This window comes from Kiritimatiellia bacterium (assembly GCA_025054615.1).
Taxonomy (GTDB): Bacteria; Verrucomicrobiota; Kiritimatiellia; order CAIVKH01; family CAIVKH01; genus JANWZO01.
Window position 1 is genome coordinate 36,287 of sequence record JANWZO010000006.1, and the last position, 15,958, is coordinate 52,244.

Below are 15,958 nucleotides of genomic sequence, written 5' to 3' on the forward strand. Positions count from 1 at the left end.
AGTCATGGCGCGTAGCGGCGAAGAAGGTCTAGCGCCTGTGCCCGTTCGCGCGCCTGCTGGGCTGCCGCCGGGCGACCCTGCAATTCGCGGACCACTGCCAGATTTGCCCAGGCTTCCGACTTGCCGGGCCGGCGGCGCACCGCCTCTTCCAGCCGCGCCGAGGCGGAGTCGAGGTCGCCTCGGCGTCCGTCGAGAATGGCAAGGTTGATCAGTGCGGTGACGTCCTGCGGGTTGAGCAGATCCGCCCGCGCAAACCAGAGGGCGGCCGACTCCAGGTCGCCGCGCTCGAGCGCGGCCAATCCGAGCCAGGTGTGCGCGCGAGCGCTGCGCGGTTCGACGCGCAGGGTCGCGCGCCAGAGAGTTTCGTCATCTCGCCAGTCCTGCAGTCGGAGCTGGAGCAGGGCCAAGAAGGTCACAGCAAGTAGCGTCAGCCCCACGCGGACCCACGACCGGCTCAGAGGCAGAGAAGCCGCCAGCATCGCGAAACCAGGGATCATCGCGTAGGCATACCGCTCGGCAAACGGGTTGAAGAGCGGCACGAGGTTCGAGACCGGCCCGAACTGCAGGGCGATCCAACCCATCCCAAGCGCTGCCAGCGGGACCCGTCGACGCATCGCTACGGCTGCGCTGGCCCAAGCGACCGCGACGCCGACGGCCATAAGAAATCGCGGGGACATGATCGCGGCGACCGGCTCGATGACCCGGTCGACGCAAAGCGGCCACGGGACTGCCATCAGGCCGAGGTAGCGAAGAAACAGATCTGGCGCCGTGAGGAGATTTTGCGGCCAACGAAGCGACAGGCCGTTCCATTCGGTCCCCGTCGCCTGCGCGGGGCGGTAGGCGTAGGCCGTCGCGAACCACGCCGCAGCTAGCGCGAGCGCGACGGCAAACTCAGCCGCCATCCGTCCGCGACTCGGCCTTTCCGACGGAAATAGCCACCACACCAGCGCGGCGAGGAACGGCAGCGCGGCCGCGCTCTCCTTGGCGCCCAGCGCAAAGACCAGCGACGCCATCTGGAGCGCGACACGGATCCCGGCTTGGCGGATGCCGCCCGACGCTAGCGCAGCGAGCATTCCGAATAGCGCGAGGGCGTCCTCTCGGAACGCGGGCGATTGCACACCCTCGGAGGCGAGAGGATGTACGGCGAAAAGCAGCGCGGCCGCAAAGGCCCGCGCGTCCGCGCGCGCGTCGCCCTGACGATGGAGGACGCCGCGTAGCCAGGCAAAAAGCAGGGCCGCCGACGCGGCATGGACGATGAGGTTGGTCAGGCGATAGCGCCACGCTTCGCGGGCGCCGAGCGCACGGTCCAAAAGGATCGACAGAAGCAGCGTCGGCCGCTGGCCGTCGAGCACGCGCGGGTCGAACATCGTGCGCAGCGTCAGTGTTTGGCGCCAGGCATCCGGCGAATCCCAGAACCGATTTTCGACAAGGGCGCCATGATCGTCATAAACAAAGCCGTGAAAAAGGCCGGACGCGTAGGCCGCGAAGGCAACCACCGCAACGAGGCCGGCGGCGAACCGTGCCCGCGCGGGCGTCATTTGACATACCCGAATTGTTTGAGGAGCCAGTAATTCTGGTCCCACTTCGGTTCAACCTTGACCCACAGGTCGAGGGAAACGGGGTGATCATAGATCGCCTGCAACTCGGTCTCCGCCGCGCGTCGCACTTTGCGCAGCAGACGACCTTTTTCGCCGATCACAATGCCCTTCTGGGAATTCTTTCTCACATAAATCAGCGCGCGGACACGCCAGGGGTCCGAGCTGTCGTCCAGCTCTTCAACCCAGACGGCGACGGCATGCGGCAGCTCATCGCGCAGCTCTGCGAAGAGTTTCTCGCGGATGATGTCGGCGATGGCGAGCTTTCTCGGATAGTCGGTCAAGATGTCCTCGGGAAACAGCAAGGGCCCCTCCGGCACGGAGCGGAACAGCGTAGCGACCAGTTCATCGAGTCCCTGTCCGGTGACGGCGGAGACCTCGACCCAGATCGGCGAGGGCCTCTCCACGGCATCGAACGGTTTGGCGGCGGCCCACGACGCGCGCAGCTCACCGGCATAGCGGCCGCCGAGGTCCATTTTGTTGAGCGCCGCGACGATGGGGAGGGTTTCCTTGTGGAGCTTCTTCATCCAGCCAAGGTCCTCCTCGCGAGGCGGGGCGTGGGCGTCGAGGACAAGCAGCGCGACATCCGCTCCCTCGGCGGCGCTTCGGGCGAGCCGGTTCATCACGCGACCGAGGGGGCCGACCGCCTTATGGATGCCGGGCGTGTCATGAAAGACGAGCTGGCCGCGCGGATCGGTGAGAATACCCCGAACGATGTTGCGGGTGGTTTGCGCGACCGGCGACACGATGCTGACTTTTTCTCCAAGAATCGCATTGAGCAACGACGATTTGCCGACGTTGGCGCGGCCGATCAGCGCGACTACGCCAGCGCGCGTGGTGGGGGTTGCCGGCGCGTTCGCAGCGTTGTCTAATGAAGTCGGTTCGTCGGTCATTGGACTGGCGGCGAGAGGATAGTGCAACATGCAACAGTCGCCAACCCCCCGGCGCGGCGCTCCCTTGATGGAGGTTTTCGATGCGTTATTGCGGCATTTCGGCCCGCAGCGCTGGTGGCCCGCCCGAACGAAATTTGAAATGATGGTCGGCGCCATTCTAACCCAGAACACTGCCTGGTCCAATGTGGAGAAGGCCATTGCTCGGCTGCGTGCGGCCGGCGCGCTGGATCCGAAACGGCTCCATGAGGCGCCGCTGGAGAGGGTGGCCGAGTGGATCCGGCCGGCGGGATATTTTAACGTGAAGGCTCGGCGGCTGCGTGCATTCACGACATGGCTCGTAGACCGATATGACGGGTCGGTGCGCCGGATGCTCCGCGAACCTCCGGACCGCCTGCGCGCCGAGCTTCTAGGGGTGAAAGGGATCGGCCCGGAAACGGCGGACAGCATCCTGCTCTATGCTGCCGGACATCCGATTTTTGTGGTGGACGCATACACGCGCCGTTTTCTGTCTCGGCATGGGTGGCTCCCGCAGAAGGCCTCGTATGAGCAAACGGCTGCGCTTTTTGAGGCCAATCTCCCGAAAGATCCTGCGCTATACAATGAGTACCACGCACTAATTGTCGCCCTTGGAAAAACCTTCTGCCGCGCGAGGCCACGGTGCGCCGACTGTCCGCTACGCAGATGGCTGCCGGGGCCTTCGTTCGAGGAAACGGCAGAGCGATCCATCCATCGACTGGCGCGATAGGCAACCGCCGCGACCCCGCCGAGGTCCGCTTCGAAATGCGTTTGGGGCTTGCGTTGGGCGGCGAAAAGACGGATTGTGGCCTTTGACGAGCATGAATGTGGGAGAGCTGAAGATGATGCTGCCGCTCGCGCAATTCGTTCAGAACATCGGCATGACCCAATTGCTGTTGATTCTGATCGTGCTGATTCTGCTGTTCGGGTCTAAGAAGATCCCGGACCTTGCCCGGGCGCTCGGCAAAAGCATCGGTGAATTCAAAAAGGGCCGCGAGGAAGGGGCGAAACCGGAGGAAGCGCAAAAATCCCGTTCGTCCTCTGACGACGCGTCGCGCAGCGCCTGAAGTTCGGCGACGACGCATGATCGCGGCCGCACGCACGGCCGTCACGGAACGGGCAATTTTCCCCATCGCGCACCAGTGCTCGCGCCGTCACGGGGTGGTCGTGGCGGAGGACGGATTGGATTCCGGCTCTTGTGCCGGAGCGTTGGCAAAGGCCTCAAATGCAGGGTCGTTCCGAATGGGGTCGAAATCTGCGCTTCGCGTCCATGCGAGAACAAACGGCGAACCGTGGCGCTGCGCAGCCTCTCTGAGGAGGTCCACCGCCCCAGCGGCGTCACCTCTGCGCGCGCAGATTACGGCCAGGTTGTAGGCGGCAACAGAATTCGCCGGGTCGGACCTCAGCACATCGTAGAACGAGGCCTCGGCATTCTTCAGGTCGCCGAGGGCGGCAAACGAAAGCCCCATGCGAATTTTTACCGCCGCATTTTCGCGGTCAATCGCGGCGAGGCGGCGGAGATAATCCAGCGCCTCTCGGTGGCGGCGCAGGCCAGCTAGCGCCGAGGCGGCGACATCGAGGGCTTCCTGCGCATAGGGATCGGCTTCCAGGGCCCACTGGGCCGTAGCGAGGGCGGCTTCATACCGGCCCGCAGCCAGAAAGACCACGGCGAGCCGGATGCGGGCGGTTAGATTTTCAGGGTCGCGCGCTAGCACGGCACGCCACTCGCGCTCCGCCTCTGCGAAATTGCGCTCCCGCTCGTGCAGGCGCGCGAGCTCGGCGCGGCTGCGGGTGAGGTCGGGCGCGACATCGACGGACTCCCGTAGTTTGGCAAGGGCTTGTTCGGTTTTACCCATCTCGGCCAGGACAGCGCCCTCTTGCGCCAGGTTCAGACCACGCTTCCAGGCATGAATGCTCGATTCGATTGGTTCAGAAGCTTCTTCGGAAGGGGGGGCTTCTTCTTTTTGCGCAGCGACAGGCTTTTTGTCCGCAGTCGGCGGCTGGACGGCAAAAGGCTTGGCGTAGCGAGTATAACCTAGAAAAGCGGCGTAGGCGCAGGCCAAGGCAAACATGATCAGCCAGAACAGACGGTTGAAAGCGAAACTTCGAGCGTTGTGCTCGCCCCGCCGACGTTGCCGTAAGGGCGAACGGGGCGATCCGATCGTTATGCCTTCGTCACCATGGACAGAATTCGCCGCGCGGCGAGAAGGCGAGATCGAATCCGCCGACCACGGCGCCCATTTGCCGCCCGCATCCATGGGGAAGAACTAATGGCAGTTTGAGGGTAGGTCAAGCTGGCGCTGCAATTCGGGCGGCCACCCGATATTGGGGTCCGCCGTACAGAGCGAGGCGGCGATGGTGCGGGCTTCATCGGTACGATCCAATTGGAGGTAGGCCCTCATCAGGCATAACCCGACTTCCTTTCGAGCCTCCAAGGGGAGCAGCCCGGAGCGTTGCCACGCCTGTTCGAGCGCGCGGACCGCGTTGGGCCAGTCTTCTCGTCGGGCGTAGACAAAACCAAGGGTGTGCAAAAATCTGGGGTTGGACGGTTCCGATTCGAGGGCCCGTTTGGCGAGTTTGAGCGCATCATCCAGATTTCGGCGCTCATGCGCGAGGAGGAATGCGAGGTTGTTGGCAGCGCGGGGTTGTTGAGCGTCGAGCTCGAGCGATCGCCGGAGGAGTTGTTCCGCCTCCTGGGCATTTCCCCGCGCGATGCTTCGACTGCCGAGCACAGACAGCACATCCGGGTTTTTCAGACCTTCTGCGAGCCATTCGCGGACGAGATCGTCCGCCACCTGCTCACGGCCGATCGCGTCATGGTACCGGATCCAGCTAAGTCGTTCCGAAGCGCTCAAAGGCCAGGCAACCTTCTCCGGCGGACAGGCGACTAGCATCCAGTTTCGGTATAAGTGCCAACGCCGTCGAAACTCAGCTCCGCCCAACCTGAACGGCTTTCTGCCGGCGACTTCGCCGACAACGAAATCCTTTTCTTTGCTCAGAGAGCGGATCACTGCAAAGCTCCGAATACGGCGCCGACCCGATGCCGATGCGAGTTGAACGACAACCGGTACCCTCGCATCCACGCGACGCGCGAGGTCTTCCCATGTTCCGTACATCGCGAAGGTCCACAAACCGGCGCTCGGCAGAGAGGCCAACAGAGCCTCCTCGATCGATCGGTCCGATCCCGTCTCCTTATCCAACTCTCGCAGCAACTCACTCGGCAGCACTGGTGAACGCCACTCGCGCAAAAGCACGTCGACGAGCCAGCGGCCGTCATCGGATCGACGGCTGTGGAAGTCGGCCTGCGGCGGTAAATCCGCATCCGCATTCGGCGACGGCTTTTTGGAGGCTCCGGGGCCCGTGCACCCCAGCAACGCCAGGGCGCACAGAGCCGCTGCAAATCGCGTCGAACCGAAGGCGTTACCGCACGACGCGGAGCTGGTCGTGAACCACTGCGACACCGGGGGTCCCGCGTATGATCCCGAGCAGCCTCAACCGCTCGGCTTCATTGCGCACATTCCCGCGGACGGTGACCTCCCCGCCCGCCACATCGATTCCGATCATTTGACCGCGAAGCCCGGAATCCATCTCGATCCTATGGCGAATCATCGCCGACAGATCTCTGTCCGCTGCTGCCGGGCCGTCAACGGCTCGACCGGCTTCCTCTACCGTGGCGCAACCCGCTGCGCCCACCAGCCAGGCGACGGCAATGAGCGCGGCAAGGAAAGAAACCGTCCCCTTCGCCACGCGGCGAATCCCAGTCTGTTGAAGCCTCACTGGACAGCGGCTGGTTCGCAAGTATAGTTTATGCCAAATACCAAGGAGTAAATCACCATGCCTCATGCGTTACCTCCACTTCCATACCCTGCGAATAGTCTAGAACCTTATATTGATGAGCAAACCATGATGATTCATCATGGTAAGCACCATGCGGCCTATGTGAACAACCTAAATGCCGCATTGGAAAAGTACCCGCATTTACAGTCCAAAACAATCGAGGAGCTGCTTTCCGACCTCAACAGCGTGCCCGCGGACATACGCGCTGCGGTTCGAAATAACGGGGGCGGCCATTGGAACCACACCTTTTTCTGGAACCTGCTGAAGAAGAACGAAGGGGCCGGCCCCGCCGGAAAACTCGCAGATGCGATCAACCGGCAGTTCGGTTCATTCGACGGCTTCAAGGATCAATTCACGAAGGCGGCGCTGGGCCGCTTTGGATCCGGTTGGGCATGGCTTTGCGTCAGATCTGACCACTCCCTCTGTGTCTGCTCCACCCCGAACCAGGATAATCCTTTGATGCTGGGCGTCACGGAGTGTCCGGGGACGCCAATCTTGGGGTTGGACGTGTGGGAGCATGCGTACTACTTGAAGTATCAAAATCGGCGGCCCGACTACGTGGCGGCGTTTTGGAATGTCATCGACTGGAACGCCGTCGCGGCCGCGTATGAGCGTTTGGTCGGCTGATACTTGCAAATAGCCGGATGACATTCGGACGCGGCCGCTTTTGCGGCCGCGTTTTTTTGTCTAAATTGGCCGAAATTGTGTAAACTCTTTGTTTGGAGTCCGCCATGGGCCCGACTGCATCGACGCCCAACGACCGAGTGCCGGCCGAATTTCATTTCGATCTGGCCAACCGGATCAGCGAGCTCGCGATGCGATGCGCATCAACCTCTTCTCTGGGTCGTGCGATCCATCAGTTGCTGACCGAATTTATACCCGCGGTCAATGTGTATATCGCGGTCTACGACGCCAGTGAATCGCTGATTCGATTCCCCTACTGGATGGACCGCTTTGACCCACCGCCCGGAATCAAAACGCCAAACGTCGGCCTAACCGAGTATGTGCTGCGGAAGGGGGTGGCTCTGTTTGCAGATGCCGAGCGTCTTGAAGAACTTGAACGGCTGGGGGATTGTCGCGTGCTGGGTACGCGCCCCCGTTATTGGGTCGGCATTCCTCTGATTCGTCGGGGCGAGACCTTTGGCGTGTTTGCCGTTCAAGCCTACGACGGTGATCCAGCGCTCGAACCGCGTCATGCAGACCTTCTCGTGCATCTGGCGCCAACACTGTCGATGGCGATATTCGCCCAACAAATCGGTTATCGTCGAGACCGTCGTGACGCGCTGCTCCGGGCGGCGGCGGACATCAGCCTCTATTTTCTGCGCGACATAGCTTGGGCAAGCCATGCGAAAGAGGCGCTGAGCCTCGTGGGTCGTGCGGCCGACGTCAGCCGGTCCTACCTCTTTCGGGTTGAGAAAATGGCGGATGGCCGGTTCCTTGCAGATCAGCTCTTCGAATGGACTGCCGAGGGAATTCATCCCGAGATCGACAACCCCCTCTTGCAACGACTTGATCTGGCGGCTGCGGGATTTCAGAGATGGATCGATTACCTCGTGAAGGGCGACCCGATCAGCGGGCCCGTGGCGCAGATGCCCTTGACGGAGCAGCCGCTGCTTCGATCCCAGGGCATTTTGTCGCTGCATATCGCACCCATCCATGTCGATGGGGAATGGTGGGGGTTTCTCGGTTTTGATGATTGCGTCATGCCGCGCGCGTGGTCGATTGCCGAGCGGGAGTCGCTCCGGCTCGTTGCGACGGTTTTTGCTCAGGCCATACTTCGGGAGCGGGTCTATGAACAATTCGAATTACAACGAGCCGCGCTGGGGGCGGTGGCCAACGGTGTTCTCATCACGGACCCGACCGGGGGCATTTTGTGGGTGAACGACGCGCTATGTCGCCTGACCGGATATACGGCCGACGAGATGGTCGGTAGGACGCCCGCGCTCTTCAACTCGGGCAGGCACCCTCCCGAATTCTTTCGCAAGATGTGGGAGACTATCGGTCGCGGAATGGTCTGGGAGGGCGAGATCACGAACCGCAAAAAGGATGGGTCCCTGTGCACGGAGGAAATGACCATCACTCCGATGCGCGACGCGACCGGCAAAATTCGGAACTACATCGCGATCAAACAGGACATTACCGAGCGCAAAATCTTCCAGCAGCATCTCGCGCAAATCCAAAAAATGGAGAGCCTTGGCCGTCTCGCCGGCGGTATTGCTCATGATTTCAACAATCTTCTTCAGGCCATCACGGGCTTCAGCTCCATGTTGCTGACGAACCTCAGTCACGATGATCCAAGGCGTGAGGACGTGCTCGAGATTCTGCAGGCCGCCCACCTGGCGACGGACCTGACCCGTCAGCTGCTGATGTTTGGACGGAGGAGCCCTCCCTCTTGGGACCGGATTCAGTTGAACGAAACCATCCAATCGGGCCTGAAAATGTTGCGCCGCCTGATCCGGGAGAACATCTCCATCGAAACCGACCTGGATCCCGATCTTCCGCTGATTTTGGGAGACTCCGGCCAGATCGCGCAAATTCTGGTGAATCTTTGCGTGAATGCCGGCGACGCAATGCCCGAAGGCGGCCGTTTGCGGTTGTCGACGCGAAAGACGGTTTTCCCGATGGATGCGGCGGCCGCCGGAAGCGTGGAGGAAGGGCAACCGGCGGCACTTCTCGAAGTTTCGGACACGGGGGTGGGCATCGCGCCCGAAGTCATGGAAAAAATTTTCGAGCCCTTCTTCACAACGAAGGAGCCCGGACATGGGATCGGGCTTGGCCTGTCCGTCGTTTACGGAATCGTCCGCCAGCACCATGGACATATCGAGGTCAAAAGTCGGCTTCACGAGGGGTCGGTCTTTCGCATTTATTTCCCCGCGGCGCCGGCTGATCCTCAGGGGCAGCAAGAGGACGGAACGGCAAAACGCAACGAGTCGGTTGAGCCGGCGGGCGGACGCGGCGAGCACATCCTTGTTGTGGAGGACGAGCCGGGTGTCGGGCAATTTTGTCTTCGCATTCTGAGTTCAAACCGTTATCGCGTCACCCTCGCGAGGACCGCCGCAGAGGCGCGCGCCTGTTTTTACCGATCGAATTCCACGTTTGATTTGTTCTTCAGCGATGTCGTCCTGCCCGATGGTAGCGGCGTGGATCTGGCGAGGGAGTTTCGGCAAGTGCGCCCCGCCCTCAAAGTGCTGCTTTCCAGCGGCTATGCGAACCAGCAGGAGACATGGATGCGTCAACGCGAACGTTTTGATGGGTTTTTGCCCAAGCCCTATCACCCGTTTGCGCTTCTCCGCGAAATTCGCGCAGCGCTTGACGCCGCACCGCAATCATGACATGGATCACCAGCCACCTTGACCTGATTTACTTTCTATATGGGGCCTCGTTCGCTCTGCTTGCGGCCCTTTCAGGAGCGGCGCAGGAGGCCAATCGACCGTCATCGGTTCGTTTGCCCTGGTTTTGGTTGAGTTTTTTTGCCTCTGTGCACGCGGTGCACGAGTGGCTCGTGATGGTCAACTTTTCGCTCGATTCCAGAGCGCTAAGGTTTTTGGGGCTCTTTTTCCTGGGTTCATCGTACGCCCTGCTGTTTGAATTTGGCCGCCGCGGGGCGGGGAAAGCGGGGTTTGCATGGCGAGTCTACGCGCCCGCTGCTTCCGTAGTGACTTGTGGAATCGCACCGACTTTCGTGGCTCTCGAAACGGCGGATGGCGCCGCCCGATTCTTCATCGGCTTTCCCGCGTCGCTGCTTTCCGCCTACGCGATGATCCGAATGGCCAGCGAGGGGTCGCCAGCCTCCGGTACCCGCTCGCTCCGGATGGCCGCTTGTGCGTTTGCCGTGTATGCCATTGCCGCTGGCGCGACCCCCCCGCCTTCGGCATTTCTTCCCGCGCGGGTCTGGAACACCGCGGCTTGGGCGTCGCTTCTGGGATTTCCGGTCGAACTGCTGAGAGCCGCCTGTGCTCTGACCCTTGCCGCGGCCATCTGGAAATTGTCACTGAACCCCGCCTCGCAAGGAATCATCGCCTCTGAACGCCGGTTCAATTTGTCATTACACGCAACTCTGGCCAGCGTCGCAGCTCTTTCTGTTCTGACAGTTTTGTCGGCATTCATGGTCGACCGCTTGTCGGCGTCGCAGATTCGGGACGAGATGATTCAAAAAATTCGCGCTGTGGCCGCGCTTTTGGATCAATCCATGCTCGAAGCGGTTGTGCGAGAATCTCCAGCCGAAACCAACCCCCTCATTCGGTCGCTGGAGAGGGAATTGACGCTGGCCAAACAGGCCTTTCCCGACATCGAACAAATTTACCTCTACACTCTTCAGGACGGTAAATTTGTTTTCTATGCCTCGTCCGAATCGAATCGGCCCGAGACGCGAGTCCGGCCCGGCGAAATTTTCGAAGGGGATGTTTTTCCCGAGGATTATGAAATCTTCGAAAACGGGGTGCCCTATACGATAGGACCGTTTCAGGACCGATGGGGCCGCTGGGTCAGCGCGCTTGCCCCTGCGCTGATCGACCCGAAAGCCGATCCGCCCGTGCGCATGGTTGCCGGACTCGACATGCCGGCTAATGTCTTCGAACGTGAAATTGGCCGCTGGCGGCTGGTGGCGCTGGGCATCGGCGCCTTGGTCATCTCGCTGTTGCTGGATCTCTTCTTGAGGCATCAGCGTCTTTGGTGGTTTGCGCAAAAGATGGCCGAAGCTGAGCGCTCACAGCGGGCGCTCAGCGAAGAGCTGGAGCGCCGGGTCGCTGAGCGCACCGGCCAGCTTGCGGACGCCAACCAGGCCCTCATGCTCGAAATGGCGCGCTATCGCGAACTGGAGAACAAATATCGCTCCCTGACCGAACGACTGCCGGCTATTACATTTCGTGTCGATCTCATTCCGCGTCCGGTTACGACGTATGTTAGCCCCAGGCTTCAGGATATTTTGGGATACAGCCCCGCAGAATGGCTCGCCGATCCGGACATGTGGAAAAGGGTCTTACATCCGGAGGACCGCGATCGCGTCCTGGCCGCTCTAAAGGAAGCCGACCAACGCGGCACTTCCTTCAGCATTGATTTCCGCATGGCAGCCGCTTCGGGCAATTACCGCCATCTCCGCGCCATCATGACCTATGAACACCACGTGGATGGAAAGCCGGCCGTGGTTAATGGCGCGATGATCGATCTTACCGAGGAAGTAGAGCGCGAAGCGCGACTGCGGGAAGCCGGCGAGCGGTATCGCCAGTTGTTCGAACGTTCGCCCATCGGCATTTTTCATTATGATCTGAATTTGCGGATCACGGATGCGAATCAACGGTTCGCTTCATTGGTGGGTTTGACACGGGAGAGTCTGGCGGGAGCCGACCTTCACTCCCTCATCGGTTCAGAGGAACTCAACCAAGCCCTGGCGACCGCGCTTCGAGGCGGAGAAAGCTATATGGAGATTGCCGGCGGATTTGTGGGGGCGCCGGCGGACATCTGGCTGGGCATACGAACTCTGCCTCTGGTCGGCGCCAAGCACGCCGTTACAGGGGGCGTCGCGATTGTGGAGGATTTGAGCGATCGGCGACGAGCGGAGGAGGAACGAATGCGCACGCAAAAACTCGAATCTCTGGCCGTCATGGCTGGCGGTATCGCGCATGATTTCAACAACATTCTCACTTCGATCTTGGGCAATCTTTCCCTAATTCGAGCCATTCTGCCCTCGCAAACGCCCTTCGAGGAAATGCTCCATGACGCTGAGCGCGCCGCCCTCCGCGCACGCGACCTGACCCGGCAGCTTTTAGCCTTCACGAAGGGCGGCGCGCCGCAGAAAGCGCTTCACAATGTGCCGGGGCTGATCCGAGAAGCTGCCGACTTCTCACTGCGCGGCTCAGCAAGCCGGTGTGTCTTTGAGTTTGCAGCCGACACATGGAACGCCGAACTGGATGCCGGCCAGTTCAGCCAGGTCATCCAAAACCTCGTCATCAACGCCGATCAAGCGATGCCCCACGGGGGGACGATTACGGTGCGCACCTCTAATCGAATGCTGCAGGCCGGCGAGGTGGCGGACCTGCCGGGTGGCGCGTACGTCCAGATTGAGGTATCGGATACGGGAGTGGGGATCCCAGAACGAATCCGGAACCGCATTTTTGATCCATACTTTACAACCAAAGCTCAGGGAACCGGCCTGGGTCTCACGATCTGTTATTCGATCGTGCGCAAACACGGCGGACACATTTCGGTCTCCTCCGTGGAAGGAAAAGGATCCACTTTCACGGTCCTTCTTCCCGCGGCTCCGGATCGCCGTCCTGACAAGTCCGAGGAATTGGATTCGCTGCCCGATTCCGTCATCCGCGGCCGCGTGCTGGTCATGGATGATGAGAAGTCAATCCTGGCGTTCGCGCGAAGAACCCTGGAAATGCAGGGATTCGAGGTCATTACAGCCGAAAACGGGGATGAAGCCATTCGGCTGGTTGATTCTGAACGGCGAGCCGGCCGCGTAATCGACATTGCGATTCTCGATATGACGATTCCCGGCGGCATGGGCGGCAAAGAGACCATCGGACCTCTGCGGGATGCGAATCCGGACCTCCCCGTGGTGGCGTCCAGTGGTTACACCGCCGAACTCCATCACGAAGAATTTGAGCGGTACGGATTCTCCGCCTCACTGTCCAAGCCGTACCGTGCCCAGGAACTAGTCCAGACCGTTCATCGCCTGCTTCTCCAGCGCCGCATGAAGCAGACGATTTCGCCGCGGGGGGAACCGGCTAATTCTCCTCTCTTGGGAAGCTCCTCATGACGCGATTTCGCCTTTCCCAGTTGGCCCTCGCCGGTTCTGTAGTCGGCCTCATCTTCGGCAGCACCCTCGTTTGCGCCCTCGCTCTCGGTCTGCTGCCCGCATCGAAAACGACCCTTGCGGCAACGGTCGTCGCCGTTGCACTGACGCTCGCCAGTTTTCTCGGGTATGTCCACGGTCTTCGTAAACGCATCCAGAGGTTGAGGGACCGTGCTCAACAGGTGTCCTACCTCGGCGAACCTCCCCGGGCGGAGACCGCACCCAGTCGATCCTCCGGCGAACCCTGGGAGGTCGAAATCTCAAACGCGTTTGATCAGTTAACCGAGGAAATCATTCGGTTACGGCGCGAAAATGCCGAGCTTGAGGAAGGTCTTCAGCAGCGGACGTCGGAGCGAGATGAGGCCCGCAAATCGCTCGCCGAACTATCCCTCAAACGGATCCAGGACGACCGCGAGCATGCGGAAAAGGAACGGCTGTATCGCGCCCTACTCGACACCTTGCCGATTGGGGTCATCCTACAGGATGCGGCGGGCAACATCCTCGATGCCAACCGAGCGTTCAGCGAACTGACCGGCTTTTCTCGCGATGAACTCGCGGGTCGGCTGGCCGCGGAGGTGTTCGAGCCGCCCGTCCGCTCGGAGGCTGGATCAAAAATCCGCGACACATCCCCCGATGATTCCGTCGTCCGCGAGGTGTCTCTGCGAAATCGGGACGGCAGAACGCGTTTCGTTGAAATCCGTGAACGCGGCATCACTCTACCGGAGGGACGACGCCGCATCATCGTCACGGCGATGGACATCAGCGCCAGGAAACAACACGAAGAACTTCTCCGGGAAAGCGAGTTGCGGTATCACACCCTTTTCAACACGATGATCACCGGCTTCGCCCTGCATGAAATCATCTGCGATGAGCAGGGCCGGCCCGTTGATTACCGCTTCATCGATGTCAATCCGGCCTTCACCGCGATGACGGGCCTCCGCCGCGACGAGGTGCTGGGCAGGCGTGTTCGGGAAATTTTTCCGGACATCGAACCGGTTTGGATCGAACGATATGGCAAGGTGGCGCTTACGGGGCGCCCGATTGCGTTCGAGGAGTATTCGGCTGACCTCCAGAAATATTTCTCAGTGATTGCGTTCAGTCCCCGCCGGGGGCAATTCGCTGTGAATTTCATCGACGTCACCGAGCAGCGACGCGCGATGGACATCGTCCGTCTACAGGGAGCCGCGCTTGAGTCCTCGGCAAACGCGATCATGATTGTCGACCGGGAGGGTGTTATCACGTGGGTGAATTCCGCGTTCACGACCCTGACCGGTTACAGCCGAGAGGAAGTCCTTGGAAAGAGCCCCAACATCCTGAAGTCGGGCCGGCATCCTCCGAACTTCTACAAGCAATTGTGGGATACGATCCTCTCCGGTCAGCTTTGGCGCGGTGAAGTCATCAATCGCCGAAAAGACGGATCACTCTATCTCGAGGAGCTGATCATCACGCCCGTGTTGGACGCTCAGGGTCGACCCTCGCACTTTGTCGCCATCAAGCAGGACATTACGGAGCGCCGCTCTCTCCAGCAGCGCCTGATGGAGGCTCAAAAGATGGAGACCATCGGACGACTGGCCGGGGGCATCGCACACGACTTTAATAACATTTTGCAGGCTATCACCGGTTTCAGCCATCTGTTGCTGGAGAGCATGGACCCGCGAGATCCGCTCCGCGCCGATGTCATCGAAATCGATAAGGCCGCACGACGAGCCGCCGAGCTGACCCGCCAGTTGCTGGCCTTTGGGCGCAGGCAGATGCTGGAACCGCGGGCGGTCGACATCAATGCGCTTGTCGAGGGCACCCGGAAGATGCTTCAGCGGCTGATCGGGGAAGATATCGAGTTGGAGGTGCGACTCGAACCCAATCTCGACCCTGTCCGCGTCGATCCGGGCCAGATCGAGCAGGTGCTCGTCAATTTGACGCTCAATGCGCGCGACGCCATGCCGTCCGGTGGCCGCCTCACGATTTCAACCGTCGGCATCGTGCTGCTCAAAGAGGACGCCCTGATGATGCCGGAAAAACGACATGGCCGGTTCGTTGTGCTTGACGTGACGGATACTGGGGTCGGTATGACGCCCGAGGTTCGCGAGCGGATTTTCGAACCGTTCTTTACGACAAAAGGACCGGGACGCGGGACGGGATTGGGCCTCTCGGTCGTGTATGGCATCATTCAGCAACATGAGGGGATGATTCACGTCTACAGCGAGCCGGGCCAGGGGACGACCTTTCGAATCTATCTGCCCGTCTGCGGCGATGGGTCCGCCGTGGAAACGAGCGCCCTCGAGGACAGGCAGCGGTTGACCGCGCTGCCGCGGGGTCGAAATGAAAAGATCCTGGTCGTCGAAGACGAGGCGGGCATCCGGGAATTCGTATCAAACGCTTTGCGGCAATACGGCTACCAACCCATTCTTGCGGGCCGGGCCGATGAAGCAGAAAAGTTGTTTGACGAAAACGACGGCTCGCTTTCTCTGCTGTTTACGGATGTGGTGCTACCCGACCGCACGGGTCTGGAACTGGCCGAAGCATTGCGACGAAAAAAGTCCGAACTGCGCGTTCTCCTCACCAGTGGTTACACCGACGACAAGTCGCGCTGGCCGCTCATTCGCGAGCGCGGATACCCCTTCCTTCAAAAACCGTATCCCCTCCAGACCCTACTGCACACCATACGTCAGACGCTGGACCTTCCGCCTCCACCCGCTTGACCGTCCGACGAAAGCCGTATTGACTTCTGCAGCGACGAACGATGGATGTCGTCCGTGAAAAACAGCACTGGGGCGTGTGCATATTGCCGGCGGCTCTTTGTGTTGCCGGAAATATTGTCCACT

General features: G+C 60.8%; 11 protein-coding genes. 6 read left to right on the forward strand and 5 right to left on the reverse strand.

Annotated elements, in window-relative coordinates; genetic code table 11:
* Positions 1-2 precede the first annotated feature (2 nt).
* Both NZ740_04155 and era read right to left on the reverse strand, forming a co-directional pair.
* A complete protein-coding gene (locus NZ740_04155; protein MCS6771199.1) occupies positions 3-1,538 on the reverse strand; it encodes a tetratricopeptide repeat protein in 1,536 nt (511 codons plus the stop codon).
* Positions 1,535-2,488 (reverse strand): GTPase Era, encoded by a 954-nt coding sequence (gene era, locus NZ740_04160; protein ID MCS6771200.1) that lies wholly within the window; start codon positions 2,486-2,488, stop codon positions 1,535-1,537. The genes NZ740_04155 and era overlap by 4 nt, the downstream gene beginning before the upstream one ends.
* Before the next feature lie 28 nt (positions 2,489-2,516).
* Between era and NZ740_04165 the strand changes: the two genes are divergently transcribed.
* Together NZ740_04165 and tatA are read left to right on the forward strand one after the other, a co-directional pair.
* On the forward strand, positions 2,517-3,233 hold the full coding sequence (locus tag NZ740_04165) for an endonuclease III domain-containing protein (GenBank protein ID MCS6771201.1): 717 nt from the start codon (positions 2,517-2,519) through the stop codon (positions 3,231-3,233).
* A 112-nt stretch (positions 3,234-3,345) separates the two neighbouring features.
* Positions 3,346-3,570: a twin-arginine translocase TatA/TatE family subunit gene (gene tatA / locus NZ740_04170; protein MCS6771202.1), complete on the forward strand. Its 225-nt coding sequence runs from the start codon at positions 3,346-3,348 to the stop codon at positions 3,568-3,570.
* Positions 3,571-3,657: 87 nt separating this feature from the next.
* On the opposite strand, the gene NZ740_04175 is transcribed toward tatA, so the two are convergent.
* From NZ740_04175 to NZ740_04185, 3 genes are all read right to left on the reverse strand, one after another.
* Entirely contained in the window at positions 3,658-4,575 is a 918-nt protein-coding gene (locus tag NZ740_04175; protein MCS6771203.1) for a tetratricopeptide repeat protein, read from the reverse strand.
* Positions 4,576-4,770: 195 nt separating this feature from the next.
* The gene (locus NZ740_04180) at positions 4,771-5,964 is read right to left on the reverse strand and encodes a tetratricopeptide repeat protein (GenBank protein MCS6771204.1); all 1,194 of its coding nucleotides are present in this window, start codon (positions 5,962-5,964) and stop codon (positions 4,771-4,773) included.
* The gene (locus NZ740_04185; GenBank protein ID MCS6771205.1) at positions 5,924-6,250 is read right to left on the reverse strand and encodes a BON domain-containing protein; all 327 of its coding nucleotides are present in this window, start codon (positions 6,248-6,250) and stop codon (positions 5,924-5,926) included. Before NZ740_04185 ends, NZ740_04180 begins: the two co-directional genes overlap by 41 nt.
* A gap of 87 nt (positions 6,251-6,337) precedes the next feature.
* Between NZ740_04185 and NZ740_04190 the strand changes: the two genes are divergently transcribed.
* From NZ740_04190 to NZ740_04205, 4 genes are all read left to right on the forward strand, one after another.
* Positions 6,338-6,967 carry a superoxide dismutase gene (locus NZ740_04190; protein MCS6771206.1) on the forward strand — a complete coding sequence of 210 codons (630 nt, stop codon included), beginning with the start codon at positions 6,338-6,340 and terminating at the stop codon, positions 6,965-6,967.
* A 104-nt stretch (positions 6,968-7,071) separates the two neighbouring features.
* On the forward strand, positions 7,072-9,672 hold the full coding sequence (locus NZ740_04195) for a PAS domain S-box protein (GenBank protein MCS6771207.1): 2,601 nt from the start codon (positions 7,072-7,074) through the stop codon (positions 9,670-9,672).
* The gene (locus tag NZ740_04200) at positions 9,669-13,100 is read left to right on the forward strand and encodes a PAS domain S-box protein (protein MCS6771208.1); all 3,432 of its coding nucleotides are present in this window, start codon (positions 9,669-9,671) and stop codon (positions 13,098-13,100) included. Before NZ740_04195 ends, NZ740_04200 begins: the two co-directional genes overlap by 4 nt.
* Positions 13,097-15,835 (forward strand): PAS domain S-box protein, encoded by a 2,739-nt coding sequence (locus NZ740_04205; protein MCS6771209.1) that lies wholly within the window; start codon positions 13,097-13,099, stop codon positions 15,833-15,835. The genes NZ740_04200 and NZ740_04205 overlap by 4 nt, the downstream gene beginning before the upstream one ends.
* Positions 15,836-15,958 lie beyond the last annotated feature (123 nt).